General features: G+C 69.1%; 26 protein-coding genes. 14 read left to right on the top strand and 12 right to left on the bottom strand.

Annotated elements, in window-relative coordinates; genetic code table 11:
- Positions 1–30 precede the first annotated feature (30 nt).
- The 4 genes from FFI97_RS02880 to FFI97_RS02895 are packed head-to-tail and all read left to right on the top strand — an operon-like array spanning position 31 to position 3235.
- On the top strand, positions 31–984 hold the full coding sequence (locus FFI97_RS02880) for a sterol desaturase family protein (RefSeq protein ID WP_139706949.1): 954 nt from the start codon (positions 31–33) through the stop codon (positions 982–984).
- Positions 981–1286 (top strand): 2TM domain-containing protein, encoded by a 306-nt coding sequence (locus FFI97_RS02885; protein WP_409574610.1) that lies wholly within the window; start codon positions 981–983, stop codon positions 1284–1286. Before FFI97_RS02880 ends, FFI97_RS02885 begins: the two co-directional genes overlap by 4 nt.
- Positions 1283–2365 (top strand): sensor histidine kinase, encoded by a 1083-nt coding sequence (locus tag FFI97_RS02890; protein WP_139706951.1) that lies wholly within the window; start codon positions 1283–1285, stop codon positions 2363–2365. Before FFI97_RS02885 ends, FFI97_RS02890 begins: the two co-directional genes overlap by 4 nt.
- 30 nt (positions 2366–2395) lie before the next feature.
- The gene (locus FFI97_RS02895; protein ID WP_144004357.1) at positions 2396–3235 is read left to right on the top strand and encodes a LytR/AlgR family response regulator transcription factor; all 840 of its coding nucleotides are present in this window, start codon (positions 2396–2398) and stop codon (positions 3233–3235) included.
- 81 nt (positions 3236–3316) lie between these two features.
- Here FFI97_RS02895 and FFI97_RS02900 read toward each other — a convergent pair whose 3' ends face one another.
- Positions 3317–3676 carry a hypothetical protein gene (locus tag FFI97_RS02900; protein ID WP_139706742.1) on the bottom strand — a complete coding sequence of 120 codons (360 nt, stop codon included), beginning with the start codon at positions 3674–3676 and terminating at the stop codon, positions 3317–3319.
- Positions 3677–3813: 137 nt separating this feature from the next.
- Between FFI97_RS02900 and FFI97_RS02905 the strand changes: the two genes are divergently transcribed.
- The 6 genes from FFI97_RS02905 (at position 3814) to FFI97_RS02930 (ending at position 9476) form a co-directional block, all read left to right on the top strand.
- On the top strand, positions 3814–5631 hold the full coding sequence (locus tag FFI97_RS02905; protein ID WP_139706744.1) for a glutamine--tRNA ligase/YqeY domain fusion protein: 1818 nt from the start codon (positions 3814–3816) through the stop codon (positions 5629–5631).
- A gap of 96 nt (positions 5632–5727) precedes the next feature.
- Positions 5728–6291 carry a pseudouridine synthase gene (locus FFI97_RS02910; protein ID WP_139706747.1) on the top strand — a complete coding sequence of 188 codons (564 nt, stop codon included), beginning with the start codon at positions 5728–5730 and terminating at the stop codon, positions 6289–6291.
- Between the two features lie 43 nt (positions 6292–6334).
- On the top strand, positions 6335–7234 hold the full coding sequence (locus FFI97_RS02915; protein ID WP_409574611.1) for a peptidoglycan DD-metalloendopeptidase family protein: 900 nt from the start codon (positions 6335–6337) through the stop codon (positions 7232–7234).
- A 46-nt stretch (positions 7235–7280) separates the two neighbouring features.
- Complete coding sequence (locus FFI97_RS02920; RefSeq protein ID WP_139706751.1) at positions 7281–8156, top strand: hypothetical protein; 876 nt, start codon at positions 7281–7283, stop codon at positions 8154–8156.
- A 61-nt stretch (positions 8157–8217) separates the two neighbouring features.
- Complete coding sequence (locus FFI97_RS02925; protein ID WP_139706753.1) at positions 8218–9138, top strand: restriction endonuclease; 921 nt, start codon at positions 8218–8220, stop codon at positions 9136–9138.
- 14 nt (positions 9139–9152) lie between these two features.
- A complete protein-coding gene (locus FFI97_RS02930; RefSeq protein WP_139706755.1) occupies positions 9153–9476 on the top strand; it encodes a hypothetical protein in 324 nt (107 codons plus the stop codon).
- 17 nt (positions 9477–9493) lie between these two features.
- On the opposite strand, the gene FFI97_RS02935 is transcribed toward FFI97_RS02930, so the two are convergent.
- From FFI97_RS02935 to FFI97_RS02945, 3 genes are all read right to left on the bottom strand, one after another.
- Complete coding sequence (locus FFI97_RS02935) at positions 9494–10429, bottom strand: succinylglutamate desuccinylase/aspartoacylase family protein (RefSeq protein ID WP_139706757.1); 936 nt, start codon at positions 10427–10429, stop codon at positions 9494–9496.
- Positions 10430–10542: 113 nt separating this feature from the next.
- The gene (locus FFI97_RS02940; RefSeq protein ID WP_062476947.1) at positions 10543–11745 is read right to left on the bottom strand and encodes an ammonium transporter; all 1203 of its coding nucleotides are present in this window, start codon (positions 11743–11745) and stop codon (positions 10543–10545) included.
- 173 nt (positions 11746–11918) lie between these two features.
- A complete protein-coding gene (locus FFI97_RS02945; RefSeq protein WP_139706759.1) occupies positions 11919–12860 on the bottom strand; it encodes a LytTR family DNA-binding domain-containing protein in 942 nt (313 codons plus the stop codon).
- 145 nt (positions 12861–13005) lie between these two features.
- Between FFI97_RS02945 and FFI97_RS02950 the strand changes: the two genes are divergently transcribed.
- Positions 13006–14259, top strand: a complete 1254-nt coding sequence (locus tag FFI97_RS02950) for an acyltransferase family protein (protein WP_139706761.1) — start codon at positions 13006–13008, stop codon at positions 14257–14259.
- Here the strand turns inward: FFI97_RS02950 and FFI97_RS02955 are convergent.
- A complete protein-coding gene (locus tag FFI97_RS02955; protein WP_062476955.1) occupies positions 14177–14623 on the bottom strand; it encodes a PaaI family thioesterase in 447 nt (148 codons plus the stop codon). The two genes, FFI97_RS02950 and FFI97_RS02955, sit on opposite strands and share 83 nt — an antisense overlap.
- Positions 14624–14862: 239 nt before the next feature.
- Between FFI97_RS02955 and FFI97_RS02960 the strand changes: the two genes are divergently transcribed.
- Positions 14863–16491, top strand: coding sequence for a DUF4139 domain-containing protein (locus tag FFI97_RS02960; protein ID WP_139706762.1), 1629 nt, complete (start codon positions 14863–14865; stop codon positions 16489–16491).
- Between the two features lie 152 nt (positions 16492–16643).
- Here the strand turns inward: FFI97_RS02960 and FFI97_RS02965 are convergent, their stop codons facing one another.
- From FFI97_RS02965 to ylqF, 7 genes are all read right to left on the bottom strand, one after another.
- The gene (locus FFI97_RS02965; protein ID WP_139706516.1) at positions 16644–18833 is read right to left on the bottom strand and encodes a TonB-dependent receptor; all 2190 of its coding nucleotides are present in this window, start codon (positions 18831–18833) and stop codon (positions 16644–16646) included.
- A 31-nt stretch (positions 18834–18864) separates the two neighbouring features.
- Positions 18865–20343 carry an ABC transporter permease subunit gene (locus tag FFI97_RS02970; RefSeq protein WP_139706518.1) on the bottom strand — a complete coding sequence of 493 codons (1479 nt, stop codon included), beginning with the start codon at positions 20341–20343 and terminating at the stop codon, positions 18865–18867.
- Positions 20344–20358: 15 nt separating this feature from the next.
- Positions 20359–21759 carry an ABC transporter permease subunit gene (locus FFI97_RS02975; RefSeq protein ID WP_139706520.1) on the bottom strand — a complete coding sequence of 467 codons (1401 nt, stop codon included), beginning with the start codon at positions 21757–21759 and terminating at the stop codon, positions 20359–20361.
- 4 nt (positions 21760–21763) lie between these two features.
- On the bottom strand, positions 21764–22468 hold the full coding sequence (locus FFI97_RS02980) for an ABC transporter ATP-binding protein (RefSeq protein WP_062476970.1): 705 nt from the start codon (positions 22466–22468) through the stop codon (positions 21764–21766).
- Between the two features lie 281 nt (positions 22469–22749).
- Complete coding sequence (gene ykgO, locus FFI97_RS02985; RefSeq protein WP_139706522.1) at positions 22750–22899, bottom strand: type B 50S ribosomal protein L36; 150 nt, start codon at positions 22897–22899, stop codon at positions 22750–22752.
- Between the two features lie 104 nt (positions 22900–23003).
- Positions 23004–23468 carry a Fur family transcriptional regulator gene (locus FFI97_RS02990; protein ID WP_139706524.1) on the bottom strand — a complete coding sequence of 155 codons (465 nt, stop codon included), beginning with the start codon at positions 23466–23468 and terminating at the stop codon, positions 23004–23006.
- 54 nt (positions 23469–23522) lie between these two features.
- Positions 23523–24491, bottom strand: coding sequence for a ribosome biogenesis GTPase YlqF (gene ylqF / locus FFI97_RS02995; protein WP_139706526.1), 969 nt, complete (start codon positions 24489–24491; stop codon positions 23523–23525).
- Between the two features lie 216 nt (positions 24492–24707).
- Between ylqF and bamE the strand changes: the two genes are divergently transcribed.
- Positions 24708–25310, top strand: coding sequence for an outer membrane protein assembly factor BamE (gene bamE / locus FFI97_RS03000; protein WP_139706528.1), 603 nt, complete (start codon positions 24708–24710; stop codon positions 25308–25310).
- Between the two features lie 160 nt (positions 25311–25470).
- The gene (locus FFI97_RS03005; RefSeq protein ID WP_070062567.1) at positions 25471–25899 is read left to right on the top strand and encodes a CBS domain-containing protein; all 429 of its coding nucleotides are present in this window, start codon (positions 25471–25473) and stop codon (positions 25897–25899) included.
- Positions 25900–25909 lie beyond the last annotated feature (10 nt).

The following is a 25909-nucleotide window of genomic DNA, read 5'->3' on the forward strand; positions in this document are numbered from 1 at the left end:
CCCGCCCGCCCTTCGCCGCCAGGAACCGCCATGACCGTGCTCGTGTTGATCCTCAAGATTTCCATCTCGGTGGTGCTGCTTGCCTCGCTGGCCGAAGCGCTGGTGCTGTCGTGGCGCAACGGCTGGCGCAGCTACGACTGGAAGGCGGCGGGCATCTCGGTCTTCGATTTTCTGGTGCGCGAATACCCGCTGCGCTGGCTGCTGCCGCTGGCCTTCTGGGTCGGCGCCATGGACTGGCTTTATGCCCACCGGCTCTTCACGCTGCCGATGGACCACTGGACCGGCTGGCTCGCCTGCTTCGTCGGCCAGGAGTTCTGCTACTACTGGTACCACCGCGCCGCGCACCGCGTGCGCTGGTTCTGGTGCACCCACGCCGTGCACCATTCGCCGAACCAGCTGAACCTGTCGGCCGCCTACCGCTTCGGCTGGACCGGCCGGCTCACCGGCACGCTGGCCTTCTTCCTGCTGGCGCCGCTCCTGGGCATGCCGCCGCGGATCATCTTGCTGATGCTCACGCTGAACCTGCTCTACCAGTTCTGGATTCACGCGACCTGGATTCCGAAGCTCGGCCCGCTCGAATGGGTGCTGAACACGCCCTCGGCCCACCGCGTGCATCACGCCTCGAACCTGGAGTACCTGGACGGCAACTACGGCGGCGTGCTGATCGTGTTCGACCGCCTGTTCGGCACCTACATCCCCGAGCGCGCCGACCTGCCCTGCCGCTACGGACTGGTGAAGCCGATCACCTCGTACAACCTGTTCGAGATCGAGTTCAGCCAATGGCGCGACCTGCGCTCGGCGCGTTCGCTGCGCGCCTTCGTCGGCTACCTGGTGAAGCCGCCGGGCTGGCGGGCGGACGGGCCGGGCGAGACCACCGAGGAGCTGCGCCAGCGCGCGGCGCTGCCACCTTCACCGTCGATGCCGGCACCGGCCGCCAGCGACTTCGTTCCCATTTCACCTGTCTCTCTCAAGGAGCTGTCATGACCCCCATGTCCTCTTCCTCCTCCTCTTCTTCGTCCGCCGACATCGAGCGGCGCGCCCGCCGCCGCGCCGGCGCCAAGATGGGCTGGTTCATCCACGCCTTCGTCTACGTGGTCGTCAACGTCGGGCTGGTTGCACTTGCCGCCTCGCGCGGCCACAACTGGGCCGTGTACCCGCTCATGGGCTGGGGCCTGGGCCTGCTGATCCACGGCGCCGTGGTCTGGCTCATCGCGCCCGGCGGCGGCCTGTACGACCGACTGCTGGAACGTGAACGCCGCGCGCTAGGTGGCGGGGACCGCCGGTGACGGCCACGGCGGACGACACGCCACGCCCGTCGCGCTTTCGCGCCGAGAACCTGCGAGACATCCTGCGGCACGGCCTGATCACGGCCACCTTCTGCTGCGTCATCGCCGCAGCGCTGACGGTCTCGGGCATGGGCAGCTGGAGTTCGCAGATGGTGTATTCGCTGTCGATCGGAACGATCAGCTGGCTGGTCATCGACACCGGGCGCCTGTTCATCAGCGGCCACCAGAACGTGCTCTGGCCGCACGGGCCCTGGGGCTTCGTGCTGGTGGCCTTCGGCGTCACACTGGGCTTCCTCGGCGGCGGCGCCATCGGGGACGCCTGGGTCGGCCGGCCGCTGTTCGACTTCACCGGCTTCGCCCGGCACCGGATGGTCTCCACCATCGTCATCACGCTGGCGGCCACCATCGGCATGTGCTACTTCTTCTACAGCCTCGGGCGCAGCAAGCACATGCAGCGCCAGCTCGACCTGGCACAGCGAGACGCCACCGACGCGCGCCTCAAGCTGCTCGAAACCCAGCTCGAGCCACACATGCTCTTCAACACGCTGGCCAACCTGCGTGTGCTGATCACCGTCGATCCGCCGCGCGCCGTGGCGATGCTCGACCGGCTCAACAGTTACCTGCGCATGACGCTCAGCGGCTCGCGCGCGCTGTCGCATCCGCTGTCGGCCGAGTTCGACCGGCTGGGCGACTACCTCGAACTGATGTCGGTGCGCATGGGCGAGCGCCTGCGCTACACGCTTGAGCTGCCCGAGGATCTGCGCGACACGCCCGTGCCGCCGCTGCTGCTGCAGCCGCTGGTCGAGAACAGCATCCGCCACGGCCTCGAGCCCCAGGTCGAAGGTGGCGAGATCGCCGTGCGCGCGCGCCGCGAGGCGGGCGAACTGGTCATCGAGGTGAGCGACACCGGCGTCGGGCTCGATGCCACGCGGCAGCCCTCGGAAGGCGGCGGCTTCGGGCTCGAACAGGTGCGCGAGCGGCTGGCCACCGTGTACGGTGAACAAGGCCGGTTGAGCCTGCACCCCACGCCCGCGGGCGGCGGGACGTGCGTCACCCTGAACCTTCCCCTGCCCGCCTGAACAGGCCTCCACGACAACAAGAAGAAGACGATGCCCCTCACCGCCCTCATCGCCGAAGACGAACCCCTGCTGGCCCAGGCCCTGCAGGCCGAACTGGCCGCCGCCTGGCCCGAGCTGCGCGTGGTCGCCACCGCCCGCGACGGCCGCAGCGCCGTGCGCGAGGCGCTGCGGCTGCTGCCGCAGGTGCTGTTCTTCGACATCCGCATGCCCGGCCTGGACGGCCTGGGCGCCGCCGCCGAGCTGGCCGACAGCTGGCCCACCGACGAAGCGCCGATGCCGCAGCTGGTGTTCGTGACCGCCTACGACGAGTACGCCGCGCGCGCCTTCGAGGCCGAGGCCATCGACTACGTGCTCAAGCCCGTGCAGCCCGAGCGCCTGCGCAAGACCGTGGCGCGGCTGCGGCAGGCGCTGGCGGCGGCCGCGCCGTCGATGACCCCGCCCGTGCCGCCTGACGAGGTGCTGGAGCGGACCCTCGCCCAGTGGCGCCAGGTGCTGGGCGCCGCCGGCGGTGCACCGTCGGCATCGTCGGCATCGTCAGCGCCGCTGCGCATGATCGCCGCCAGCGATGCGGGCGGCGCCACCGTGCGCATGGTGCCGATCGACGAGGTGCTGTATTTCGAGGCCGCCGACAAGTACCTGCGCGTGCTCACCGCCACGCAGGAGTACCTGATCCGCACGCCCCTCAAGCAACTGTTGCCCCAGCTCGATGCCGACACCTTCTGGCAGGTGCACCGGGCGGTGGTGGTGCGCAGCGCGGCCATCGAGGCGGTGCACCGCGACGAGGCCGGCAAGCTGCACCTCGCGCTGCGCGGGCGGGCCGAGAAGATCCCGGTCAGCCGGCTCTACGCCCACCTGTTTCGCGCCATGTGAAATCCAGGCGCCGGGCACGCAGCAAAAAGCCGGCCTTTTCGGGGCCGGCTTTTTTCATTCAGTCACGAATGGCGTTGTAAATCAGCGCCAGTGGCCGTGTCCGTGGCCATGACCGCGGTGATAACCACGACCGTAGTAGCGCGGGCCGTAATAGGCCGGCGGCGGTGCGTAGTAGACCGGTGCCGGACGGTAGTACACCGGCGGCGGCGGACGGTAGTAGACCGGGGGCGGCGGTGCGTAATACACCGGGGCCGGCGGCGCATAGACCGGGGCCGGGTAGTAGGCGGGACCGCCCACGCCGACCGCCACGCCGGGCACGCCGACGCCGATCGACCAGCTCACGTCGCCGCGGGCGCTGGCCGAGGTGGCGGCAAACAGCGCACCGAAGGCCACCGCACCGGCGGCGGCCCATTTGAAGAAGGTAGAACGTGTGACGCTCATGATGTGGGACTCCTTGTTGGGGGGCGTTGTGCGCCCCATGTCCGTATTGAACGCTGCAATTGCAAAGCGGGTGGACGCTGCATTGTGAAGAGCGTTGCCAAAAGTAACCCCGACAGGGCCCCCTCTAGAATGACGCGATGACCTCCCCGACCGACAAAAGCGGCACCAAAACGACCGCTGCACCGAGCAATTTCCTGCGCCATGTGATCGAGAACGACCTCGCACAGGGTGCCTACGCAGGCCGCACCTGGGGCGGTTCCCCGGGCGACGCCGCCCACCACGCCCAGGGCATGCCCGACCCCGCCAAGGTGCGCATGCGCTTTCCGCCCGAGCCCAACGGCTACCTGCACATCGGCCACGCCAAGAGCATCTGGCTGAATTTCGAGCTGGCCAAGGAATACGGCGGCGTGTGCCACCTGCGCTTCGACGACACCAACCCCGAGAAGGAAGAGCAGGAGTACGTCGATTCCATCCGCGACGCCGTGAAGTGGCTCGGCTACGAAACCTACCTGGCCGACCGCCCCAGCGCGCCCGGCACGATTCAGGAGCACGAGTACTTCGCCAGCAACTACTTCGACTTCATGTACGAAGCCGCCGAGTACCTGATCGGCGCCGGCCTGGCGTACGTCGACGAGCAGACGCCCGAAGAAATGCGCGCCAACCGCGGCGACTTCAACACGCCCGGCACCGACAGCCGTTTTCGCAGCCGCACGCCCGACGAAAACCTGGCGCGCTTTCGCGAGATGCGCGACGGCAAGCTCGCCGACGGCGCCGCCATCCTGCGCGCCAAGATCGACATGGCGAGCCCCAACATCAACATGCGCGACCCCGCGCTGTACCGCATCCGCCGGGCCACGCACCACAACACGGGCGACAAGTGGTGCATCTACCCGATGTACACCTACGCGCACCCGATCGAAGACGCGCTGGAGCAGATCACCCACTCCATCTGCACGCTCGAATTCGAAGACCAGCGCCCCTTCTACGACTGGCTGCTCGACCGCCTGGCCGAAGGCGGTCTCGTCGCCAGCCCGCATCCGCGCCAGTACGAGTTCGCCCGCCTGAACGTCACCCACGTGATGACCAGCAAGCGCAAGCTGCGCCAGCTCGTCGAAGAGAAACACGTCGACGGCTGGGACGACCCGCGCATGCCCACCATCGCCGGCCTGCGCCGCCGCGGCTACACGCCCGCCGCGCTGCAGCTGTTCTGCGAACGCAGCGGCACCACCAAGTCGGGCGGCTGGATCGAATACGCCAGCCTCGAGGCCGCGCTGCGCGACACCCTCGACCCCATCGCGCCGCGCGCCATGGCCGTGCTCGACCCGGTGAAACTGGTCATCACCAACTGGGGTGAGCTGATGGGCGGCGACGACGCGCTCGACGACTGCTCCGCCCCCGTGCACCCGCACCACCCCGAGATGGGCAAGCGCGAATTCAAGCTCGGCCGTGAGGTCTGGATCGAGCGCACCGACTACGAAGACGTGCAGCCCAAGGGCTTCTTCCGCCTGTTCCCCGGCAACAAGGTGCGCCTGAAGTACGGCCACGTCATCGAATGCATCGGCGCCACGCGCGACGCCGACGGCAAGCTCCTCGAAGTGCAGGCCACGCTGGTGCCCGATACCAAGAGCGGCACGCCCGGCGCGGACGCGATCAAGGTCAAGGGCAACATCACCTGGGTCGCCGCGGCCGATGCCGTGCAGGCCGAGGTGCGGTTGTACGAGCGCCTGTTCGCCGAAGCCAACCCCGGCGGCGGCGAGCTGCTGGACGAGCTGAACAAGCACAGCCTCGAGGTGTGCACGGCCTTCGTCGAGCCGTCGCTGGCGAAGGCCGAGCCCGGCGTGGGCATCCAGTTCGAACGGCATGGCTACTTCGTGCGCGACACGAAGGGCGACGCCGCCGGCGGACAGGTGGTGTTCAACCGCGCGGCGGGGATGCGGGACAGCTGGGCCAAGTAGGCCCGGTCTATCTCTCTCCCGCAAAGCCGGGGCCGTCAGGGCTCCGGCTTTTTTCTTGCGCCGAGCGTCGACAGACCCCGGCTATCCTGTCGGTTCATGAACGCTACGAGCCCTTCTTCTCGCCTGATCCGCTTCAACAAACCCTACGGCGTCCTCAGCCAGTTCACGCCCGAGGGCCGCTGGCGCGGCCTGAAGGACTTCATCGACCTCCCCGGTGTCTACGTCGCCGGCCGCCTCGATGCCGACAGCGAGGGCCTGCTGCTGCTCACCGACGACGGCAAGCTCCAGGCGCGCATCGCCGATCCGCGCTTCAAGATGGAGAAGACCTACTGGGTGCAGGTCGAGGGCGTACCGACCGACGAGGCACTCGCTGCTCTGCGCAACGGCGTGCAACTCAACGACGGGCCCACGCGTCCCGCACGGGCACGCCTGCTCGACCCACCGCCCGACGTGTGGCACCGCGAGCCCCCGATCCGCGAGCGCAAGCTCATACCCACCGCGTGGCTGGAGCTGGCGATCAGCGAAGGCCGCAACCGCCAGGTGCGGCGCATGACGGCGGCCGTGGGGCTGCCGACGCTGCGCCTCATCCGCGCCGCCATCGGGCCCTACACGCTCGACGGGCTCGCACCCGGAACCTGGCGGGAACAGAGCGGCGGCTGAACCGCCGCACCTTCAACGCCTCATTCGAATCCTGTCCATGTACATGAACCTTCCTCTCTCCGATCTCCCTTCTGCCGCATTGAACCGCCGCAGCGCCGTGCTCGGCGCCCTCGGCTTGCTGGCGCTGCCCGCCGGTGCCGCGGCCCCGGCCAAGAAGAACAACAACAAGCCGCAGGCGCCCGACGTCTGGCCGCGCGCCTCGCTGGTGCCGGGCGGCGTCGCCCGCCTGTCGCTCGGCCCGGCGGCCACGCGCCCCAAGGCTTTCGCCGGTGATGTGCCGGTGCTGGTGCTCGGCGATCCGATCGAATGGACCGCGCTGGTCGGCATTCCGCTCGCCACCGTACCCGGCGAAGCCAGCATCAGCGTGCGCGCCGAGGGCAAGCCCGAACGCCAGATCGCCTACACCGTCGCCCCGAAGCAGTACCGCGAACAGCGGCTGACGGTGGCGCCGCGCACGGTCGACCTGTCGCCGGAAGACGAGGCGCGCTACGTCAAGGAACGCGATCACCTGACCGGCGTGATGGCCACCCTCACCGACCTGCGCCCCGACGCCGCGCTGCAGATGCGCGTGCCCGTGCCGGGCCGCCGCTCCAGCTCGTTCGGCCTGCGCCGCGTGTTCAACGGCCAGTCGCGCAATCCGCACAGCGGCATGGACATCGCAGCCGGCACCGGCACGCCCGTGCGCGCGCCGCTGGCCGGCAAGGTGATCGACACCGGCGACTACTTCTTCAACGGCGGCACCGTCTGGGTCGACCACGGCGGCGGCCTGCTGACGATGTACTGCCACCTGAGCCGCTGGGACGTGAAAGTGGGCGACGTGCTCAAGGTCGGCGACCAGCTGGCCGCGGTGGGAGCGACGGGGCGGGTGACTGGGCCGCACTTGCATTGGGGGGTGATGCTGAACCGGACGATGGTGGACCCGGCGTTGTTCGTTGCGGGTTGAGTCGCGCGCAGGAACAGGCCCTCACCGCCCTCGGTAATCTCGGCGCATGACGACCCGAACCAAGTCCTTTCTCATCTGGCTCGCCGTCGTCCCCGTGCTCACGGGCCTGGGCCTCATCGGCCTGAGCCTCTTGCCGCTGTGGTTCGCGTACCTCCTGCCCTATGCGATCGGGGCGGCCGTGCTGGTCGTCCTGGTGGCAGTCCTGGCCGCAGGCGGCGCGACCCGGACCCTCGGTGCGAGCGTTGCGGGGCTCGCTGGTGGCGTCGTGTTGGTGATCGCTGCCTTCAGCATCGCCGACGCCGCACGTCGGGCGGATTGGGACGCTTCGTACAAGGAATTCCGGGCGTTCAGCCAGACCGTGGCGCGCGGCGACCAGAAGGCGACGGCGTCGGCGCTCGGTGACCTGCGGCACTTCACCCCAGCCGAAGCGCTCTGCGTCCTGGGCGCCGACAGCGGGAGCGGCGGCTCGGGATATCTGATGCCCGAAGGGCCGGACACGCAGCGCACCCGCATGGGGCAGCGCTACTTCATCTCGACGCCGCGACTTTTCGAGGTGGCCGAGATCCTCGTTTCGACGCAGCCGGCTCAGCGTGAGACGCAGGTGGCCCTGTCTCAGATGCTGCAGAGCTTGTACTGGCGCGACGACCCCTCGGCATTCCCGCGCTGGGAACAGCTCTGGCTGCGCACAAAAGCCGCCACGGGCGGCACCGCCGGATGGCACTTCGACGGCGCCCGTTTGAGCCGGCCACCCGAGCAGTGCGGAGGAGACGACGACACGCACCTGGCCGGGCTGGTCAAGGAGATCAACAAGCCGCCCGAAACACCGGAAGAAGCGCATGCCCCCGAGTCCGGCAGCTCGCAGGCGCGGCAAGCCGCGGACAACGCGCTGCGAGATGCACAGAGCAACGCGGTCGCGCGGTGAAGACCCGGGCGCCCGCCCCCGGCTTATAAAGAGATCTTTCGAGGAGCGAGGCGAGCGACCGATGGCAAAACAGACAAGAGCCGAGCGCCGACGCGAGCGCGCGCGACAGGAACTGGCCGGCAAGGCCTGGACGGCGATCTTCGTCGGCATCCTGCTGCTGGTGGTCGCCCCCGCCTTCCTGAAAGGGCCGATCGTGGGCACGCTGGGGCCGGCGCTGCGGCCTGCCGGTTGGGTCGCGCTGGCAATCGGGGCCGTGCTACTGGGCCTGCACTACGTCGTCCGTCGTCAAGCCGCCCCTGTGGAGATCGAGCCCACGACAGCTCGCGCTCCCACACGCCCCGCGCCCACCTCGACAGCCGAGCGTCGCGAGCCCACGCTGTCACCCGCACCATCGACAACACCCCATGCGGGCCAGGAATCGCAGTGGAGCCCCGCCGTGCTCCACGCCATCGAATGGCGTCGCTTCGAGGCCTTGTGCGAAGCGCTCTACGCACAAGCCGGCTTCACCACGCGCAGCCAATCGCACGGCGCGGACGGCGGCGTCGATATCTGGCTCCAGTCCAGGCACAGTGACATGCCGCGCATCGTCCAGTGCAAGCATTGGCAGAGCAAAGCCGTGGGCGTGAAGGAGATGCGTGAGTTCCTCGGCGTGATGGCTTCGCACCAATTGAAGAGCGGCACCTACGTGACGAGCTCGACCTTTTCGGCGGAAGCGGCGGCATTTGCGAAGGCGAACGGCATTCACGCCCAGGACGGCGCAGCGTTGCTCCGGCTCATCGGCCAGCGCACGCCCGAACAACAGGCAGCGCTGCTCGCCGTGGCCTACGAAGGCGAGTACTGGCGGCCGACCTGTGCGAGTTGCGGCACCAAGATGGTCGAACGAAGCTCGTCCAGGAACGACGGCAGCTTCTGGGGTTGCGCCAACTACCCGAAGTGCAAGGGCCGGACGATCCCGAAGTCGAAGGCATCTACAACGGTCTAACTGGGAGGCGCGCCATGGCCCATTCAGCGATGTTCACCGAAGCCTGCCTCGACACCTCGTTCGCCTCCACCGAACACCGCGAAGCCCTCGCCCGCCTCAACACCCTCTTGCACCCCGCCCTGCAGCGGATCGTTGCCGCCGAAGTCGCCGCGGGCAACAGCGTCGTCGATGTCGGCATCGACTGGCCCGACGAGGGCTCGGTGCACGTCACGCTCCAAAGGCACTTCACGGCCCGGCACGCCGGCAAGCAGGCCGCGTTCAGCCTCTGCGACGACCCGCACTACTGGCATGCCGACTACAGCACCGCGGACAAACCGCGGCACCTGCTGATCTGCTGAAGAGAAGAACGCCGGCCTCAGAGCGGCCTGGTCAGGTACACCGCCTCGCGCCCCACGATCGTTCGCTGCGCGGGCATGAAGATCGTGCAGTCGTCGCACGGCGCGCGGATTTCGTCGGGGCCGTTGGTGGCGATCAGCTCGCCCTTGGCGAAGGTCTCGAAGCCGATCAGCGGGCGCACGAAGGCGAAGTCTTCCGACTTGATCACGTGCGTCTGGAGCAGCTCGAAGCGACGCTGCTCGCCGGGCGCGGGCACGGCCGGGTCCTTGTCGATGAGGCCGAAGTGCGCCAGGAAGTCGAGCGAGACGGCGGTGGCCAGCTCGGAGGCCGAGCGCAGGAAATGCTGGCCGCACTCGGCCACCAGCGCCACGCCCTTGCCGTCGGCCCGGCCATGCTGGCCGTGCTGGATCAGCGGCGTGCCCGAGCCCAGGCCGTCGGGCATCACCAGGTGCACCGACGGGCGGCCGATGGCCATGGCGGCCTCGGCGTTGCGGTCGAAGGCCGGGTACACCCAGAACGGGATCACGGGCTGGCTCGTGGAATGGATGTCGAGGATGTGGTCGGCCGCGCTCACCACCGGGCGCAGCTCGCGGGCGCGGCGCAGCTCGGGGCTGTCCTCGCTGCCGTCGAGCCATTCGGGCGACCACACGCGGTTGAGGTTGTGCACCAGCTGGCGGCTGTCGAAAGGCAGCGCCTCGTTGAAGGACTCATACGCCGCCACGTTGGCAAAGCTGACGGTGAGCGTGCCGATCTTCGGGCGCACGCCGGTGTCGAGCAGGTGCGTGGCGGCGGTCATGCCGCAGATCTCGTTGCCGTGCGTCAGGGCATTGATCAGCACGTGCGGGCCGGGCTTGCCGGATTCGAAGCGGTGCACGTAGTCGATGCCGACGTTGCCCTCGCGGTAGGCGGACAGGTCGCGGGGGAGGACTTCGAGGGCGGGGGGAGATTGGGTCATGGGGTGGTGAACAGGTGGGATCGGAGGTCGCCGGCAAGTTTGCTACAGCTGGCAAATTCGTGCCGTGCGCCGCTAATCCCCCGATGCGGCTCATGTCCTGAGCCGCAACGCCCTCACCAGTTCACTTCCCGCTCCGGCGTCGCAGAAATGTGGTGGATCGACAGGTCCGCCCCGTCGTATTCCTCCTCCTGCGACAGCCGCAGCCCCATCGTCGCCTTGAGCACGCCGTACACCACGGCGCCGCCGATCAGCGCCCAGACCACGCCAAGCAAGGTGCCGATCAGCTGCGCCCACAGGTTCACGCCACCGATGCCGCCCAGCGCCTGCGTGCCGAAGATGCCCGCCGCGATGCCGCCCCAGGTGCCGCACAGGCCGTGCAGCGGCCACACGCCGAGCACGTCGTCGATCTTCCATTTGTTCTGGGTGCGCGTGAACATGAAGACGAAGATGGCACCGGCCACGCCGCCCGCCACGAGCGCGCCCAGCGGGTGCATGAGGTCGGAGCCGGCGCACACGGCCACGAGGCCGGCGAGCGGGCCGTTGTAGACGAAGCCGGGGTCGTTCTTGCCCATGGCCAGCGCCACCAGCGTGCCACCGACCATGGCCATCAGCGAGTTGACGGCGACCAGGCCCGAGATCTTGTCGATGCTCTGCGCGCTCATCACGTTGAAGCCGAACCAGCCCACGCACAGCACCCACGCGCCCAGCGCCAGGAAGGGAATGTTCGACGGCGGGTGTGCGCTGAGCGAGCCGTCGCCGCGGTAGCGGTTGCGGCGTGCGCCCAGCAGCAGCACGGCCGGCAGCGCGAGCCAGCCGCCCACGGCGTGCACGACGACCGAGCCGGCGAAGTCATGGAACTCGTGGCCGGTGACCGAGGCGATCCAGCCCTGGATGCCGAAGGCCTTGTTCCAGGCGATGCCCTCGTACAGCGGATAGACGAAACCGACGATCACGGCGGTGGCGATCAGTTGCGGCCAGAACTTGGCGCGCTCGGCGATGCCGCCCGAGATGATGGCCGGGATGGCCGCCGCGAAGGTCAGCAGGAAGAAGAACTTCACCAGCTCGTAGCCGCTTCTTGCCGACAGTTCGGTGGCGCTGACGAAGAAATGCGTGCCGTAAGCCACACCGTAGCCCACCAGGAAGTACACGATGGTCGACACCGAGAAGTCGACCAGGATCTTGACCAGCGCATTGACCTGGTTCTTCTTGCGCACGGTGCCCAGTTCCAGGAAGGCAAAGCCGGCATGCATGGCCAGGACCATGATGGCGCCGAGAAGGATGAACAGCGCGTCAGCGCCCTGTTTGAGTGCGTCCATGAGAGCTTCTTGCAGGTTTTTGGTTTGATTTGGTGCGTCGCACCCGAACGGCTCGGGGCGCCGGCGCAAGAAAGCAAAAATGGTGCCTGAAGGCTCTTGAATGGTGCGAAACGACCCAGGAATGGGCCGATTTCGCAGGGCACGCACCGGATCGGAACGCGCCGCCGGAGCGCTCAGCCCGCGCCGCCGCGCAGCGCGTCGCGGTAGCGCCGGCTGCAGGGCACGCTCGTGCCGTCGTGCATGTGCAGCCGGGCGTCACCGCCGTCGAGCGGCTCGATCTCCTTGATGCGGCCCAGGTTCACCGCGTGGCTGCGGTGCACGCGCACGAAGGTGGCGGGGTCGAGTTGGGTCAGGAAGTCGGTGAGCGTGGCGCGCAGCAGGTAGTCGTGGCCGTTGACGTGCAGGCCGACGTAGTTGCCCTCGGCCTGCAGCCAGTCGATGTCGGTGGCGGCGATGAGGAATTCGCGGCGCAGCTTGCGCACGAGGAAGCGTTCGGGGCGGGCCGGCGGCGGCGCTGCCGGCGTTGTCAGTTCCTGTACCGAGGGCTCGACTCCCTCCCTCTGCTCCAAAGTCTCGGGCACCGGCGCCACGCCCTCTTCCGGCGGATCGAGCACGCGCGCCTCGCCCTGCAGCCGCAGCATGAAGAGCCGGTAGGCCCACACGCCGAAGACCATCGTGGCGTAGACGCGCACGTCCTTCAGGTACTCGTAGCCCCATCGCCCCATGGCGCCGCCGAAGTCGTAGGGCTCGCCGGCCGCCGCGTACACCGCGGCGCGCAGCCCGAACATCGCCGCCACGTGCGCCAGGCTCAGGAGCACGCTGGCCACCAGGTGCCCGGCAAGAAAGCGCCCCCAGTGGTCGCGCGCCAGCGGCGACAGCCGGCGCTCCACGGCCACCAGCACCGGCACCAGGGCCAGCAGCGCGATGTGGCTCGACACCTCCCAGGTGACGACCTCCCAGTTCGCGCGCGGCACGGCGCGGCTGCGGGCGTCGATGAGCGCGACCACGGTGCTGATCGCGGCATGCACCGTCATCAGCACGATCCAGAAGCCGACTTCGACGTACCGCCGGATCGGTTCATAGCGCTCGTACAGGTTCTTGCGCGGCTCGCTCATGCGGGGATTCTCGCGAACCGGGGCCGGATTTCGTCCCTGGGGGCCACCGTTCGTCACAAATCCGGGCCGATCCGTCCCGGCGATGGCCCCGGGGACGGGCGCGGGGGCCACGATGGCCGCCGTTTCCTCGTTCCAGGAGCCCGCCATGCCCTCCGATTCCGTTCCCACACCGCAGCGCCGCCACGACATCGACGCCCTGCGCGCCCTCGCCTTCCTGTTCGTCATCCTCTATCACGTGGGCATGTACTACGTGGCCGACTGGCCCTGGCACCTGAAGAGCCCGCACGCGGCCGAGTGGTTGCCGTGGCCGATGCGGGTGCTGAACCTGTGGCGCATGGACCTGGTGTTTCTCATCTCGGGCGTGTCGCTCGGTTTCCTGAGCCGGGGCCAGGGCACCTGGGGCCTGCTGCGCAGCCGGGGCCTGCGGTTGATGCTGCCGCTGGCCTTCGGCATGGCGGTGGTCGTGCCCTACCAGGCCTATGCCGAAGGCGTGGCGCGCGGGTTGGTGGCGCCGGGCTTCGGCACCTTCCTGCTGCGCTACCTGCCGATGGGCGCGCCCTGGCCCAAGGGCGCGTTTGCGGGGGCGGAGTTCGGCATCACCTGGAACCACCTCTGGTACCTGCCCTACCTGTTCGTCTACACGGCGCTGGTCGCGCTGACGCTGCCGCTGTGGCGCTCGGCGGCCGGCCAGTGGGTGCGGCGGCGCTTCAACGGGCTGCGCGGCTGGCAGCTGCTGGTGCTGCCGGCGCTGCCGCTGCTGGCGTGGACGGTGCTGCTGGCGCGGCACTTTCCGGCCACGCACAACCTGGTGTGGGACTTCCACCTGCACAGCATCTACTTCACCGTCTTCCTCTACGGCTACTGGATGGGCGTGGACACGGGCATCTGGCGCGAGCTCGAACGGCTGCGCCGCGTGTCGCTGCTGCTGGCGGTGGCGGCGATCGGCGCGTTCATCGCGCTGCGCGTCGGGGCCGTCGTTGCGCCCAAGGGGTTGCTGATGGACGTGCTGCGCACGGCCTACCTGTGGCTCGCGGTCGCCACGATCCTGGGCCATGGCCACCGCCACCTGAACCGCCCCTGGCCGTGGCTGCGCTGGGCCAACGAGTCGGTCTACCCCTGGTACATGCTGCACCAGACGCTGATCGTCGCGGGGGTGGCGCTGCTGGTGCCGCTGGCGCTGGGCCCGGTGTGGGAGCCCGTGGCGCTGGTCGCCGTGACGATCGCCGGCTGCTGGCTGCTGACCGACGGGCTGATCCGCCGCATCGGCTGGCTGCGCCCGCTGTTCGGGCTGAAGCGCAAGCCCGAGCCGGTGATGGTTATGCCGCCTGCTTCGGCTTCGGCGTCGTCGACGCCTCGTCCACCGGCACCAGGATGGCGTTCGCCGTCGCCACGAGCTTGAGCTTGTCTTCGCCCTGGCCCTCGGGCTGCGCGAACAGCTCGGCCCCGACGAAGACCTGCTTGCGCCCCGCCTTCACCACGCGCCCGCGCGCCACGAAGGCCTCGCCGATGGCGGGCGAGATGCAGTTGATGGAAAAGTGCGAAGCCAGCACGCGGCCCGCCACGGTGGCGGCCGCGAAGCCGCTCACGGTGTCGAGCAGCGCGGCGATCATCCCCGCGTGCAGGAAGCCGGTGTACTGGCCCATGTCTTCCTCGCGCCATTTCATGCGCAGTTCGGCCTGCCCGTCGGCGGCCTGTGTGACGTCGAAGCCAGCCCAGCGGTTGAAGGCGGCCGACCGGTTGATGGCCTGGATCGTGTCGAGCATGGGGGGGTGTCCTTTCAGGGTGAATCAATGGAGGGAAGGCGAGACCCACTCTAGGAAGCCGGGCCGCCGCGCACCGTCTCTTGGGTGACCGGTTCGCCGCCGGCAGATGCCTGCGCGACAGCAACGCGCCCGCGTCACATCGGCGTCATGAAAAAAACTTCGCAGCGCCTTAACCCCGTTCACCCGCCCCGTCCGTAGAAGCGGAGATTCGTCACCGACTTTCTTCCGGAAGGCTTTCCATGCACACACCGTTCTCCGCCCGTCCCCTCCTGCGCGCCACCGCCCTCGCCGCCCTCTGGCTGGCCGCGGGCGCGGGCGCCCATGCACAGCTGCAGGCCGATGCCTCGCGCATCACCCAGGTCAAGGTCTACCCCGGCAGCGCCACGGTGGAGCGCGTGGCGCGCGTCGCGGCGGGCAGCCGCTCGGTCACTTTTGCCTGCCTGCCGGCCGGGCTCGACGTGCAGAGCCTGCAAGTGTCGGCCGGCACGGCAGTGCGCGTGGGCGAGACCTCGGTGCTCAGCGAGGCGCGCGAGCTCTCCGCCAACTGCGCCACCAGCGCGCTCGACGGCCGCATCCGCGAACTCGAAGACCGCAAGGCCGCACTGCAGGCCGAGACCGACGCGCTGGGCATGGTCACGGGTTATCTCAAGGGGCTGTCGGGCGGCGAGTCGGGCCCCGGCGCGCGCGCGCCGATGGATGCGCGCAACCTCTCGGCCATGACCGAGGCGATGCGCCGCTCGGGCCAGGACGCGCTGCTCAAGCAGCACCAGATCCAGCGCCAGCAGACCGACCTCGACCGCCAGCTCAAGCCCCTGCTGGCCGAGCGCGGCCGCACGCAGGGCCAGGGAGCGCAGGTGACGGCCGTGACGGTCACGCTGGCCGCCAGTGCCGATGCCGACGTGAAGCTCAGCTACCAGGTCAACGGCCCGGGCTGGACGCCGAGCTACCGCGCGCTGCTCGACACCACGACGCGCAAGGTGCGCATCGAGCGCCAGGCGCTGGTGGCGCAGGCCACGGGCGAGGACTGGCGCGGCGTGAAGCTGGTGCTGTCCACCGGCCAGCCGCGCCGCGAGACCACGGGGCGCACGCCGAGCGCGTGGCGCATCGGCATCGAGCCGCCGCCGCGCGCGAACGCCGAGTCGGCATACATGGCCGCGCCGATGGCCGCAGCCCCCTCGCCCATTGCCGCCGACCGCAAGATGGCCATGGAGCGCGCACGCGAGCCGCTGTTCGACGTGAGCGTGTTCGACAACAGCTTCGCCACCGAATTTGCCGTGCCGCAAAGCATCGACGTGCCTTCCAACGGCCAGCGCGTGACCCTGGCGCTGGGCCAGCATGAGGACACGGCGCAGCTCGCCGCGCGCACCAGCCCGCGCGTGGACCCGAGCGCCTTCCTGGTCGCCGAGATGACGCAGCCCGCGGGCGTGTGGCCGGCCGGCCCGATGCAGCTGTACCGCGACGGCAACTTCGTCGGCCAGGGCCGCTGGAACGCGCCGAGCGACGCGAAGCTCACGCTCTCGTTCGGCCGCGACGAACTGGTGCGCGTGCTGGTCGAGCCCGAGCGCGACAACCAGGGCTCGGGCGGTTTTGTCGGCTCGCGCGCCGAGCGCCAGGTGCAGCGCGCCTACGTGGTCGAGAACCGCCACCGCACGCCGATCGCGGTGCAGGTGCTGGAGGCCGCGCCGGTGTCGGTCGACGAGCAGGTGCGCGTGACCACACGCTTTGCACCGCAACCCGCTGATCAAGCGTGGAACAAGCAGCCGGGGCTGGCGATGTGGCGCTTCGACCTGGACGCGGGGCAGACGGCGCGCGTGTCGGCAGACTACACGATCGGGTATCCGAAGGATGCGCGGTTGCAGATGCGCTGAGGCTGGGTTTGTTCAGGGCGAGTGCGCAGGCCACCGGGTACTTCCCTCCGCGAATGTCCCCCGGCCTGCGGCCTCCTCCTTAATTTCGCTGCGGGAAGCACCCAGTGTCCTGCGCACGGGGGACGCTGCTGGTTCGCCCCGGCGCACGAACTTCAGAAATCGAACTTCGCCGACACCTCGAAAGTGCGCCGCGGCGCCAGCAGCACCTGGCTCGCCGCACGGCCAGTCCAGGTCGCGTAGAGCCGGTCCGTCAGGTTGCGCACGCGAAAACTCAGCAGCGCATTCTTCAGGCGGTAGCTCACGGCCGCATCGACCGTCGTGAAGCCGTTGATGCGGATCTGATTGGCGTTGTCGGTGTACATCGGCCCCGTGTGGTTCAGCGATGCGAAGTACTCGAACTTCGAGCCGTCGGGCCGGTAGGTGGCGAAGACGTTGGCCATGCGCTCGGGCACGTTCGGCGGGGTCTTGCCCACGCGCGAGACGTTGCCGGCTTCGACCAGCGTGTCGAAGCGCGCATCGAGCGCCGCGAGGTTGCCCGCCAGCGTCCATTCGCGCGTGGGCTTCCACACGGCCGACAGCTCGAGGCCGCGTGACGACTGCCGGCCGTTGTTCACCGTGGTGGCGGCGTTGTTCGGGTCGCGCGAGAGCACGTTGTCGAGTTCGATCTTGTACAGCGCGGCGGTCCACTCCAGGTTGGCCGCGGGCAGGCTCTGCTTGAAGCCCACCTCGGCCTGCTTGCCGCGCGACATCGGGAACGCGGCGTTCGAGGCCGACAGCAGGAAGAGCGATCCCACCGGCAGCGTGGCGTTGGTGTATTGCGCATACAGGCTCGACTGCGGCGACAGGTCGTACACCGCGCCGAGGCGCCCCGAGGTGGCGCGGTAGCTCGCACCGAAGCGCGTGACGCTGCCTGCGTTCAGGTCCCAGATGCGGCGGTCGACCTCGGTGCGGTCGTGGCGCAGGCCGCCGACCAGCGTGAGGTCGCGCATCGGCTTGAGCGCGTCTTCCACGAAGACCGAGGCGACCTTCACGCGCGAGAAGGTGTCGGCGCGGTTGCCCGCGCCGGTGGTCAGCGCGGGGTTGTCGTCGAAGTAGCCGGTGTACGGGTCGAACACGGGCACGCGCAGTTGCGCGGCGGTGGCGGGGCTGCTGTTGGAGAAGCGGCGCTGGCTGCCGAAGCGCGTCTCGCTGTATTCGCCGCCGACGACGAAGCGGTTGTCCAGGCCCACGATCTTTCCCTTGTGCGTGGCGTCGAAGCGGTCGAGCCAGAAGTCCTGGTCGTGCGTGATGAGCGTCTGGTCGCGCGCGATGCTGGCGGGCGGCACGAAGGTGGCGCTCTCTGAGTTGCGGAACATGCGCTTCGACTGGTTGGCCGAGAACTCGTTGCGCCACGACCAGCCGCCGTCCAGTTGCCCCGTGAGGCGCGCGCGCAGCCAGTAGGTTTCTGAAGAATTCTCGTCGTCGCGCACGTTGTAGTTGGTGCGCGCCATGCGCCGGTCGATCACGCGGCCGTCGGGCGTGCTGACGACGTTCGTCGGCTGCGTGGCGAAGCTGCGCGGCACGAGCGGCGTGCCCCAGTAGGCGTCGTTGTCGTCGCGCAGGTAGTCGAACGACAGGTCGAGCTTCACCGAGCCGCCCAGGTCCACCAGCAGGCCGCTCGTGAAGTGGTCGATGCGCTCGCCGTTGCGGTCGATGGTGCCCACCTTCGTGTCGTTGCGGCTGTAGTCGAGCCGGTAGGCGCTGGCCTCGCCCAGCGCGCCGCCGAAGCCGAAGGCCGCGCGCGTGGAACCGTAGCTGCCGTACGAGAGCAGCGCTTCCTTGTGCGAGTTGCTGCGGTCGGGTCGCTTGGTCACGAAGTTGACGATGCCGCCGATGGCGCCCTCGCCATCGAGCACCGAGGCCGGGCCCTTGAGCACTTCGATGCGCTCGTAGTTCCAGGTGTCCTGCACGCGGTTGGTGACGCCCGCGCCCGAGCTGCGCACGCCGTCGTACAGGTACATGAGGCTGGTGAAGCCGCGCAGCGACAGCGTGGTCGGCGACGACGGCGGGCCACCGCCCGACAGGCCCGCCATGCCGCGCAGCGCCTCGCTGAAGGTGCGCGCGCCGCGCTGCTGGATCGCGTCCTGCGAGAGGATCTCGACCGAGGCCGGCGTCTCGCGCACCGAGAGGCCCAGGCGCGAAGCCGTGCCGCTCGCGTCGTCGAGGTGCAGGCTGTTCGCGTCGCGGCTGCCTTCGATGGTGACGGTGCCGAGTTCGGCGTTGTTGCGGCTGTCTTGTGCAGAGGCGACTTGCAAGGCGGTGAAGGCGGCCAGCGCGACGGTGGTGCGGGTGAACGGGGTCATGGAACGGTGCGTGGAAGAAATGAAGAAAGCGTCAGGCGACCGAGAAGCGCCGCAGCCGCCAGGCCGCGAGGCCGAACAGCAGCAGGCTCGGCACCAGCAGTTGCAGCACAGCGAGCGCGGCCTGCCCGCGCACGAGGTCGGCGGGCTCCTCGTGCCAGGCGAAGGTGGGCATGCGGTCGAAGTCGGCTGGGGCGAGCGCATCGCGCGCGTCGATGCGCGGGAAGAAGAAGGCCTTCCAGGCTTCGTGGTGCGCCACGGTCTGCGCGTCGAAGCGCGCATGGCGGCGGGCGCCGTTGCCGGCCAGCGCGGTCATGCCTTCGTAGGCCACGGCCGCCGGCGACACGGCGCCGAAGCGGCCCACCAGCGCCTGCTGTGCCGCCTGCTGCGCGTCGAAGCGCGCGAGCGCGGGGCGGATCGCTTCGTCGACCTCGCGCTGGATGCGGTAGTTGGCCAGCGAGCGGCCGGCGATCTCGATCTTGCCGTCGCGCGGCACGAGGATGGCGCCCTGCCCCACGTGCTGGTACTCGGTCCCCAGCAGGTCCTGGTAGCGCTTCATCGCCTCGGCCGTGACCACGCGCTGGCGCGTGGCCAACTCGGTGCGCGAGGGCGCGGGGCTAGCCTGCGTGACGGCCAGGTTGAGCAGCACCGGTGCCACGAGCACCAGCAGCACCCAGGCGATGACGAGCACCATCGCGTTCGTCGCCGACGAGGCGCCGAAGGCATTGACCGCCACCACCAACGCGAACCAGAACAGCGCGTAGGCGCCCACGAGCAGCGCCCACCACAGCGTGGCGCTGCCAGCGCCGCCGGCGGTGAGCCCCGCATGGCGCGCAATCCACAGCACCGCCACCGGCAGCAGCACAGCCGGCCCCAGCAGCACCGCGGCGCGCACCGTGAGCTTGCCCGCGAGCAGCGTGCGCAGCCGCAGCGGTTGCGACAGCAGCAGGCGCAAGGTACCGTTCTCGCGCTCGGCCGACAGCAGGTTGTAGCTGAGCGCAAAGATCAGCAGCGGCAGCAGGTAGACGATGACGAAAGCCAGGTCGAAATGCCCGCTCAGCAGGTGCCACGGGTTCTCGATGTCGCTCGGGTTCATGAACACCACGCGGCTCTGGTTCGTGACCTGGTACTGGCTCGGGAACAGGTCGCTCTGCCCCAGCGCGACCGGGCCCAGCGGCGCGGTCGGCAACAGCACGTGCTGGCCACCGTAGCTGCTGGCCATGCGCGAAGGGTCGGCCGGGTTCTCGAAGGGCGTAGGCTGCGCGGTGCCGGCCAGGATGGCTTCGAGCAGCGTGCGCTGCGCGGTGCGGGTGTCGCGGTCGGCCTGCGCCACCGCCGCCTGCGCGCGGTCGCGCTGGGCGGTCTGCAGCAGGCCATTGCCCAACGCATAGGCCACGAGCAAAAGGAACAATGCGCCGACGACCCAGAGGCCGCGCTCGGCAAGCATCAAACGGACTTCCTGGCGCATCACGGCCAGCAGGCGGCGGCCTTGGGGAGGATGGATGGAGGACATGGGTGGCATCCCCTCTCAGAGCGCGCGCTGGCGCAAGGTGGCGAAGGCCGCGAACGCCGCCGCGAGCAGCAGGCCGGCGCACAGCACGAGGAAGCTGCGCGCCTGGTGCCGCAACGCCCACCCCGCGCCCGGCGGGTGGTAGTCGAAAGGCGGCACGGTGGCCCAGAGCTCGGGCGTGGCCTGGTAGGAGAAGTGGCGGTCGCCGAGCGGATCGGCATGCGCCACGAGGTCCTTGCTCATCAGGTCCTGGATGTGGCGGCGGTGCAGCTCGGCGGCCGTGGTGAAGCGCCGGTGGTGCGAGAAGTCGGTGCCCGCCATGCCCATCGAGAAGCTGCGCACCGCGAGCAGCGGCAGCAGCAGGCCGCCCCACTCCTGCACTTTCTGCTGCTGTTCCCAGGTGTCCCACAGGCGGCCGTAGTGGCGGTCGTACACGGGGTACGAGGCCTGGTCGTCCAGGCGCAATGCGATGCCCCACTTGCTCAGCGGCACGTCACGGCCCCAGCGCTCGGTGGTGCCGAAGTTCTGCTGCCAGACCTGGTTCGACACGGCCTTGAGCTCCGCGCCCAGCGCCTGGTTGAACTCGAGCCGCGTCGGGCTCGGATACCAGGTGCGCGAAAGCTCGGACAGCACGCGCGGCGCCATCACGGCCTGCCCGATCCACAGCGCGAGCAGCACGGTGATCGCCATGCGCGAGGTGGACGACAGCGCCGACACGCCCAGCACCAGGCACACAAAGATGCCGAGGTAGACCGCGTAGCCTAGCGACCACGCGCCCAGCCGCAGCAGCGCATCGACGCGCCCGCCCGGCTCCGCGCCCACCGCCACGGCAACGGCCGCAACCAAGGCCGCCGGCACCAGCAGCACCGCGAGCAGCGCCGACAGCGCGAGCGCCTTGCCGGCCAGCAGGCGCAGCGGTGCCACGCCCAGGCTCAGCGTCTGGCGCAGGATGCCCTGCTCGCGCTCGCCCGCGAAGGCGTTGAAGCCCAGCACGATCACCAGCAGCGGGCCGAGCACCTGCAGGATCCAGCCCACCGACAGGTTGCCGAAGCGCTGCAGGCCGGTGGCGTCCTGCGCGGCGTTGAACTTGACCTCGCTCTGGCGGTGCGCCTGCAGCCACACGGTGCTGCCGATGTAGGGGTTGATGCCCGCGTCGACCATCGACAGCGGCGGCTCGGGCTTGAAGGCGTGCATGCCCTGGTGCGCGGCGTCGTGCGGGTGGCGCTTGTCCTGGTGCAGCCAGTCGCGGTAGTCCATGGCCTGCGCGGCCACCTGCTCGGCATGCGCGCCGCGCTGGTGCGCCCAGCCGACGGCGAGCGCGGTGAAGAGCAGCACGGCCACGAGACCGCCGGCCCAGTACAGGCGGCCGTCGCGCAGGCGTTCGGTGAATTCGCGTCGGGCGATCCAGCGCATCGTCATCGGGTCAGGCCCTCATGTGTTGCAGGTAGAGGGACTGCAGGTCGGTCTGGCCGATCTGCGCGCCGTCGAGGCTTTCGACCAGCCGCCCGCGCTTCATGATCCCGACGCGCGTGGCGGTCTGCTGCGCATGGAACAGGTCGTGCGTGGTGGTGAGCACGGCCACGCCGCGATCGGCCGCGCGGCGCAGCAGGTCGGAGAACTCGGCCGCGGCATGCGGGTCGAGCCCCGAGGTGGGCTCGTCGAGCAGCAGCGCCTTGGCCTCTTTGGCCAGCGCCACCGCGATCCACACCTTCTGGCGCATGCCCTTCGAATACATGCTGACGCGCTTGTCGGCGGCGGCGTGGTCGAGCCCCACCTCGGTCATCAGCGCGAGCAGGCGTTCGCGCGGCAGTTCGTGGCCCAGCGCCAGGCCGGCGAAGAAGCGCAGGTTTTCCAGGCCCGAGAGCGTGCCGTACAGCGTGACCTGCTCGGGGATGTACGCCACGTCCTGCTTGGTCGCGACCGGGTGGCGCGTGACGTCGGTGCCGTTGATCTGCACCGTGCCGTCGGTCGGCGCGATGAAGTTCAGGAACAGGTTGATGGTCGTCGTCTTGCCCGCGCCGTTGGCGCCCAGCAGGCAGTAGATGTCGCCGCCGCGGATGTCGAGGTCGAGGCGATCGAGCGCGGTGTGCGCGCCGTAGCGTTTGGTGAGGCCGGAGGCTCGGAGCATGGCGGAGGGATTCCGATGGAAGGAAGGAGGAAAGGAAAGACGCGCGCAGGCACGCCCCCGGCGTGGGCACGCCGATGCGGTCATCGAGGGGGATGAAAGGCGGCTGCTGGGCCGCCGCGCGTCAGAAGGTGTGAGTGAATCCGCCGTGGCCGAGCAGCCCGCGCAGGCGCGCGCCCTCAAGGCGCAAAGCGCAGCCGTAGCTTGCGCTACGGCGAGCATTTGCAACGCCGAGGGAGCGTGTCTGCGCGGGATGAGCGGGCATGGCGGGTTCGCTCACACCTTCATGGCTTGTTCTTGTTCTTTGCGCCGCCTTGCCGCGCCTTGAAGCGCGGGTTGGACTTGCAGATGACGTAGGTGCGGCCGCGCCGCGTCACCACCTGGCAATCGCGGTGACGCTTCTTGGCTTCCTTGAGCGAGGACAGGACTTGCATGGACGTGGCCGGGGAGTTCGTTCGGACACGCGAATATACGTTATTGCGAATTCATTCTCAATAACTTTGTTGACCTTTCCCCGGCACCCCGGGGCCCGCCGTCTTCAGTGCGGCGGGTGCGCCTTCGGCGCTTTCGCGCCGGCGTCGACGCAGGCCGCGCACAGGCCATGCAGCGTGACCTCGTGGTGCGTCACCTGGAAGCCCTTGGGTGCGAGGTCGTGCATCGGCCCCGGGCACGCGTGCAGCAGGAACACCTGGCCGCACTGCGAGCAATGGAAGTAGTGATGGTGGTGATGCCCTGCATCGCCACCTTCGCTGGCCCCGTGCGAATGGTGGTCGTGCGGGTCGGCCTTGCAGGCCACTTCATAGCGCGCCGGCTCGCCCGGCAGCTCGACCTTGGCGATCTCGCCGTCGGCCAGCAGCAGCGAGACCTGGCGGTACACCGTCGACAGGCTGATCTCGGGCACGATGGCCCGTGCGTGTTCGAGGATTTCGGGGGCGGTCAGCACGCGACCGGCGTCGCTGAAGGCGGAGAAAACGGCGTTGCGCTGGCGCGTGAGACGTTGCATCTCTGAATGATAGGGGCGGCCCGCGCGGCCTTCAGCGCGGCGCGCGCAAGACCTTCACGCGTCGGCCGTCGGGCCGCCGTCTGCCTCGGGCTTGGCCTTGCCCTTCTTGCCACGCGCCGCCTTCTTCGCCGCGCGCTCGGCGTCGGCACGCTGGCCGGCGGCCAGCCACTGCGCGAACTCCTCGGGCGTCTCGAGCGTGATGCGCCCCAGGTTGCCGGCGCGGAACTCGTGCATCACGATCTCGGCGGCCTTCTGCAGGTTGACCTTGCCCTTGCCCAGCAGCGCGCCGCGCTTGCGGCCGATGGTGTCGAGGACGTCTTCGTCCTTCATGCCGGCCAGGGTGGCGGGGTCGAGCTCGACGAGCTTGAAGCGCGCGACGATGCCCTCGGCGTAGTTCGCCTTGAGGTAGTCGAGCAGCTCCAGCGCCACTTCTTCTTCATCGAAGGCGTTGCGCCCCACCGCGCCGCTGGCCGCGAGGTTGTAGCCGCTCTTGGGCACGATGATGCGCGGCCACAGCATGCCGGGCGTGTCCCACAGGTAGAAGTCGTCGGCCAGCGTGATGCGCTGCTCGAGCTTGGTGATGCCGGCCTCGTCGCCGGTCTTGGCCTTGCGCCCGCCGGTGAGCGTGTTGATGAGGGTCGACTTGCCCACGTTGGGAATGCCGCAGATCAGCACGCGCATCGGCTTGGCCATGCCGCCGCGGTTGGGCGACAGCTCGTGGCAGGCGCGCACGATGCGCTGCGCGGGCATGGTCAGGCTGGCATCGAGCGCGATGGCGCGGGTGTCGGGCAGCGCGTTGTAGTGCGCCAGCCAGGCCTCGGTGCGCACGGGGTCGGCCAGGTCCTGCTTGTTGAGCACCTTCAGCGTGGGCCGGCCGGCCGTGAGCTCGGCCAGCATCGGGTTGGCGCTGGAGCCGGGCAGGCGCGCGTCGAGCAGTTCGATCACCACGTCGATGTCCTTCACCCGTTCGGTGATGGCCTTCTGGGTCGAATACATGTGACCGGGGAACCACTGGATCGCCATCGATGGATGCTCTTTCTTTCGCGCTGTCTGGAAGGGGACCGGCCTCGCAGGCCGGGTGCGCATTGTGAACCGGGAAACGGACCGATTCCTCGTTGCTGCGCTTTTGATAGCACCAACTGGCGTATTCACTGGCTTGTTGGCCGCCAGATCACCCCTAGAATCCGCGCGCTGCGCCTGCAGCCGTTTCAAAAAGTCACACCGAGGGAGATCCTTTTCATGGTCCAGCGCCTTGCCGCCGCCGCCCTGCTCGCGGCCACCACCATCCTGTCCGCCACCGCGGTGCACGCCCAGCGCCCGTCGCCGCCGCCCGGCCCGCTGACCGACGGTTTCCTGTGCTGCAACATGCGCACGTATGGCGACTCGATCAGCGACATCAACTACGACGAACAGGGCACGAGCGTCGTCCCCGTGGGCACGCCGGCGCGCATCACGGCCTACGACTTCCGCTTCTTCAACCTCGACCTCGCGGGCAAGCCCCAGCGCATCAAGAACGACTACAGCCGCAACATCACGCTGATCGACTTCGCCAAGCGCTATGTGGTCACCGAAGACCCCAAGCGCAAGATCGCCAGCTTCCCGCCCGCGGTGGGCGCCGCCATCCTCGCGGGCAAGGTGATGCCCGGCATGACGCGCGAACAGGTGCTGATGGCGCTGGGCTACCCGGTGGCCAGCGAGAACCCGAGCCTGGACGCACCGGTGTGGCGCTACTGGCGCGACAGCTGGTCGGAGTTCCAGGTGAACTTCGACGCGCAGGGCCTCGTGAAGGACGTCGCGGGCAATGCCGTGGCGCTGAGCCGCGTGCTGGCCGCCGCGCCCTGAGCACCCTTGATCATCCCCGGGTTCGTGTGCGCGGCATGACACGCGCAACACCCGGGAGGGTTTTGCATCGCGAAGGGCGATTCCGCCCCTATGATTTGTCCGAAGCACGGCGCCGCCACGTGCGTCGGCCGGATCGAAACCCCTGAATGGAGTGCCTGCGATGAAACCCGTCTCCGAACTGCTCAAGCGCCACGATTCCGCCGCCTGGCGCACCTCGCCCGACACCAGCGTGTTCGACGCGCTGGCCACGCTGGCGCATTTCGAAGTGGGCGCGCTCATGGTGATGGACGGCGAAAAGCTCGTGGGCTTTTTGTCCGAGCGCGACTACACCCGCAAGGTGGCGCTACAGGGCAAGAACTCCAAGGAGATGAAGGTCGCCGAGATCATGACGCCCGACGTGATGACCGTCACCCCGCAGACCCGCACCCGCGCCTGCATGGCGCTCATGAGCCAGCGCAAGTTCCGCCACCTGCCCGTGGTCGACGGCGACAAGGTGGTCGGCATGATCTCCATTCAAGACCTGATGGACGACATCATTTCCGAGCACGAGCAGACCATCACGCAGCTGACCAGTTACATCCAGAGCTGAACACGCTGCG

This window comes from Variovorax sp. KBS0712 (genome assembly GCF_006323185.2).
In the GTDB taxonomy this organism is placed as follows: Bacteria; Pseudomonadota; Gammaproteobacteria; order Burkholderiales; family Burkholderiaceae_C; genus Variovorax; species Variovorax boronicumulans.

Bases quoted from the DNA above. Each gene is read 5' to 3' on its own strand.
- FFI97_RS02880 (WP_139706949.1), top strand. From the start codon at position 31: ATGACCGTGCTCGTGTTGATCCTCAAGATTTCCATCTCGGTGGTGCTG.
- FFI97_RS02885 (WP_409574610.1), top strand. From the start codon at position 981: ATGACCCCCATGTCCTCTTCCTCCTCCTCTTCTTCGTCCGCCGACATC.
- FFI97_RS02895 (WP_144004357.1), top strand. From the start codon at position 2,396: ATGCCCCTCACCGCCCTCATCGCCGAAGACGAACCCCTGCTGGCCCAG.
- FFI97_RS02900 (WP_139706742.1), bottom strand. From the start codon at position 3,676: ATGAGCGTCACACGTTCTACCTTCTTCAAATGGGCCGCCGCCGGTGCG.
- FFI97_RS02905 (WP_139706744.1), top strand. From the start codon at position 3,814: ATGACCTCCCCGACCGACAAAAGCGGCACCAAAACGACCGCTGCACCG.
- FFI97_RS02910 (WP_139706747.1), top strand. From the start codon at position 5,728: ATGAACGCTACGAGCCCTTCTTCTCGCCTGATCCGCTTCAACAAACCC.
- FFI97_RS02915 (WP_409574611.1), top strand. From the start codon at position 6,335: ATGAACCTTCCTCTCTCCGATCTCCCTTCTGCCGCATTGAACCGCCGC.
- FFI97_RS02920 (WP_139706751.1), top strand. From the start codon at position 7,281: ATGACGACCCGAACCAAGTCCTTTCTCATCTGGCTCGCCGTCGTCCCC.
- FFI97_RS02925 (WP_139706753.1), top strand. From the start codon at position 8,218: ATGGCAAAACAGACAAGAGCCGAGCGCCGACGCGAGCGCGCGCGACAG.
- FFI97_RS02930 (WP_139706755.1), top strand. From the start codon at position 9,153: ATGGCCCATTCAGCGATGTTCACCGAAGCCTGCCTCGACACCTCGTTC.
- FFI97_RS02935 (WP_139706757.1), bottom strand. From the start codon at position 10,429: ATGACCCAATCTCCCCCCGCCCTCGAAGTCCTCCCCCGCGACCTGTCC.
- FFI97_RS02940 (WP_062476947.1), bottom strand. From the start codon at position 11,745: ATGGACGCACTCAAACAGGGCGCTGACGCGCTGTTCATCCTTCTCGGC.
- FFI97_RS02945 (WP_139706759.1), bottom strand. From the start codon at position 12,860: ATGAGCGAGCCGCGCAAGAACCTGTACGAGCGCTATGAACCGATCCGG.
- FFI97_RS02950 (WP_139706761.1), top strand. From the start codon at position 13,006: ATGCCCTCCGATTCCGTTCCCACACCGCAGCGCCGCCACGACATCGAC.
- FFI97_RS02955 (WP_062476955.1), bottom strand. From the start codon at position 14,623: ATGCTCGACACGATCCAGGCCATCAACCGGTCGGCCGCCTTCAACCGC.
- FFI97_RS02960 (WP_139706762.1), top strand. From the start codon at position 14,863: ATGCACACACCGTTCTCCGCCCGTCCCCTCCTGCGCGCCACCGCCCTC.
- FFI97_RS02965 (WP_139706516.1), bottom strand. From the start codon at position 18,833: ATGACCCCGTTCACCCGCACCACCGTCGCGCTGGCCGCCTTCACCGCC.
- FFI97_RS02970 (WP_139706518.1), bottom strand. From the start codon at position 20,343: ATGTCCTCCATCCATCCTCCCCAAGGCCGCCGCCTGCTGGCCGTGATG.
- FFI97_RS02975 (WP_139706520.1), bottom strand. From the start codon at position 21,759: ATGACGATGCGCTGGATCGCCCGACGCGAATTCACCGAACGCCTGCGC.
- FFI97_RS02980 (WP_062476970.1), bottom strand. From the start codon at position 22,468: ATGCTCCGAGCCTCCGGCCTCACCAAACGCTACGGCGCGCACACCGCG.
- ykgO (WP_139706522.1), bottom strand. From the start codon at position 22,899: ATGCAAGTCCTGTCCTCGCTCAAGGAAGCCAAGAAGCGTCACCGCGAT.
- FFI97_RS02990 (WP_139706524.1), bottom strand. From the start codon at position 23,468: ATGCAACGTCTCACGCGCCAGCGCAACGCCGTTTTCTCCGCCTTCAGC.
- ylqF (WP_139706526.1), bottom strand. From the start codon at position 24,491: ATGGCGATCCAGTGGTTCCCCGGTCACATGTATTCGACCCAGAAGGCC.
- bamE (WP_139706528.1), top strand. From the start codon at position 24,708: ATGGTCCAGCGCCTTGCCGCCGCCGCCCTGCTCGCGGCCACCACCATC.
- FFI97_RS03005 (WP_070062567.1), top strand. From the start codon at position 25,471: ATGAAACCCGTCTCCGAACTGCTCAAGCGCCACGATTCCGCCGCCTGG.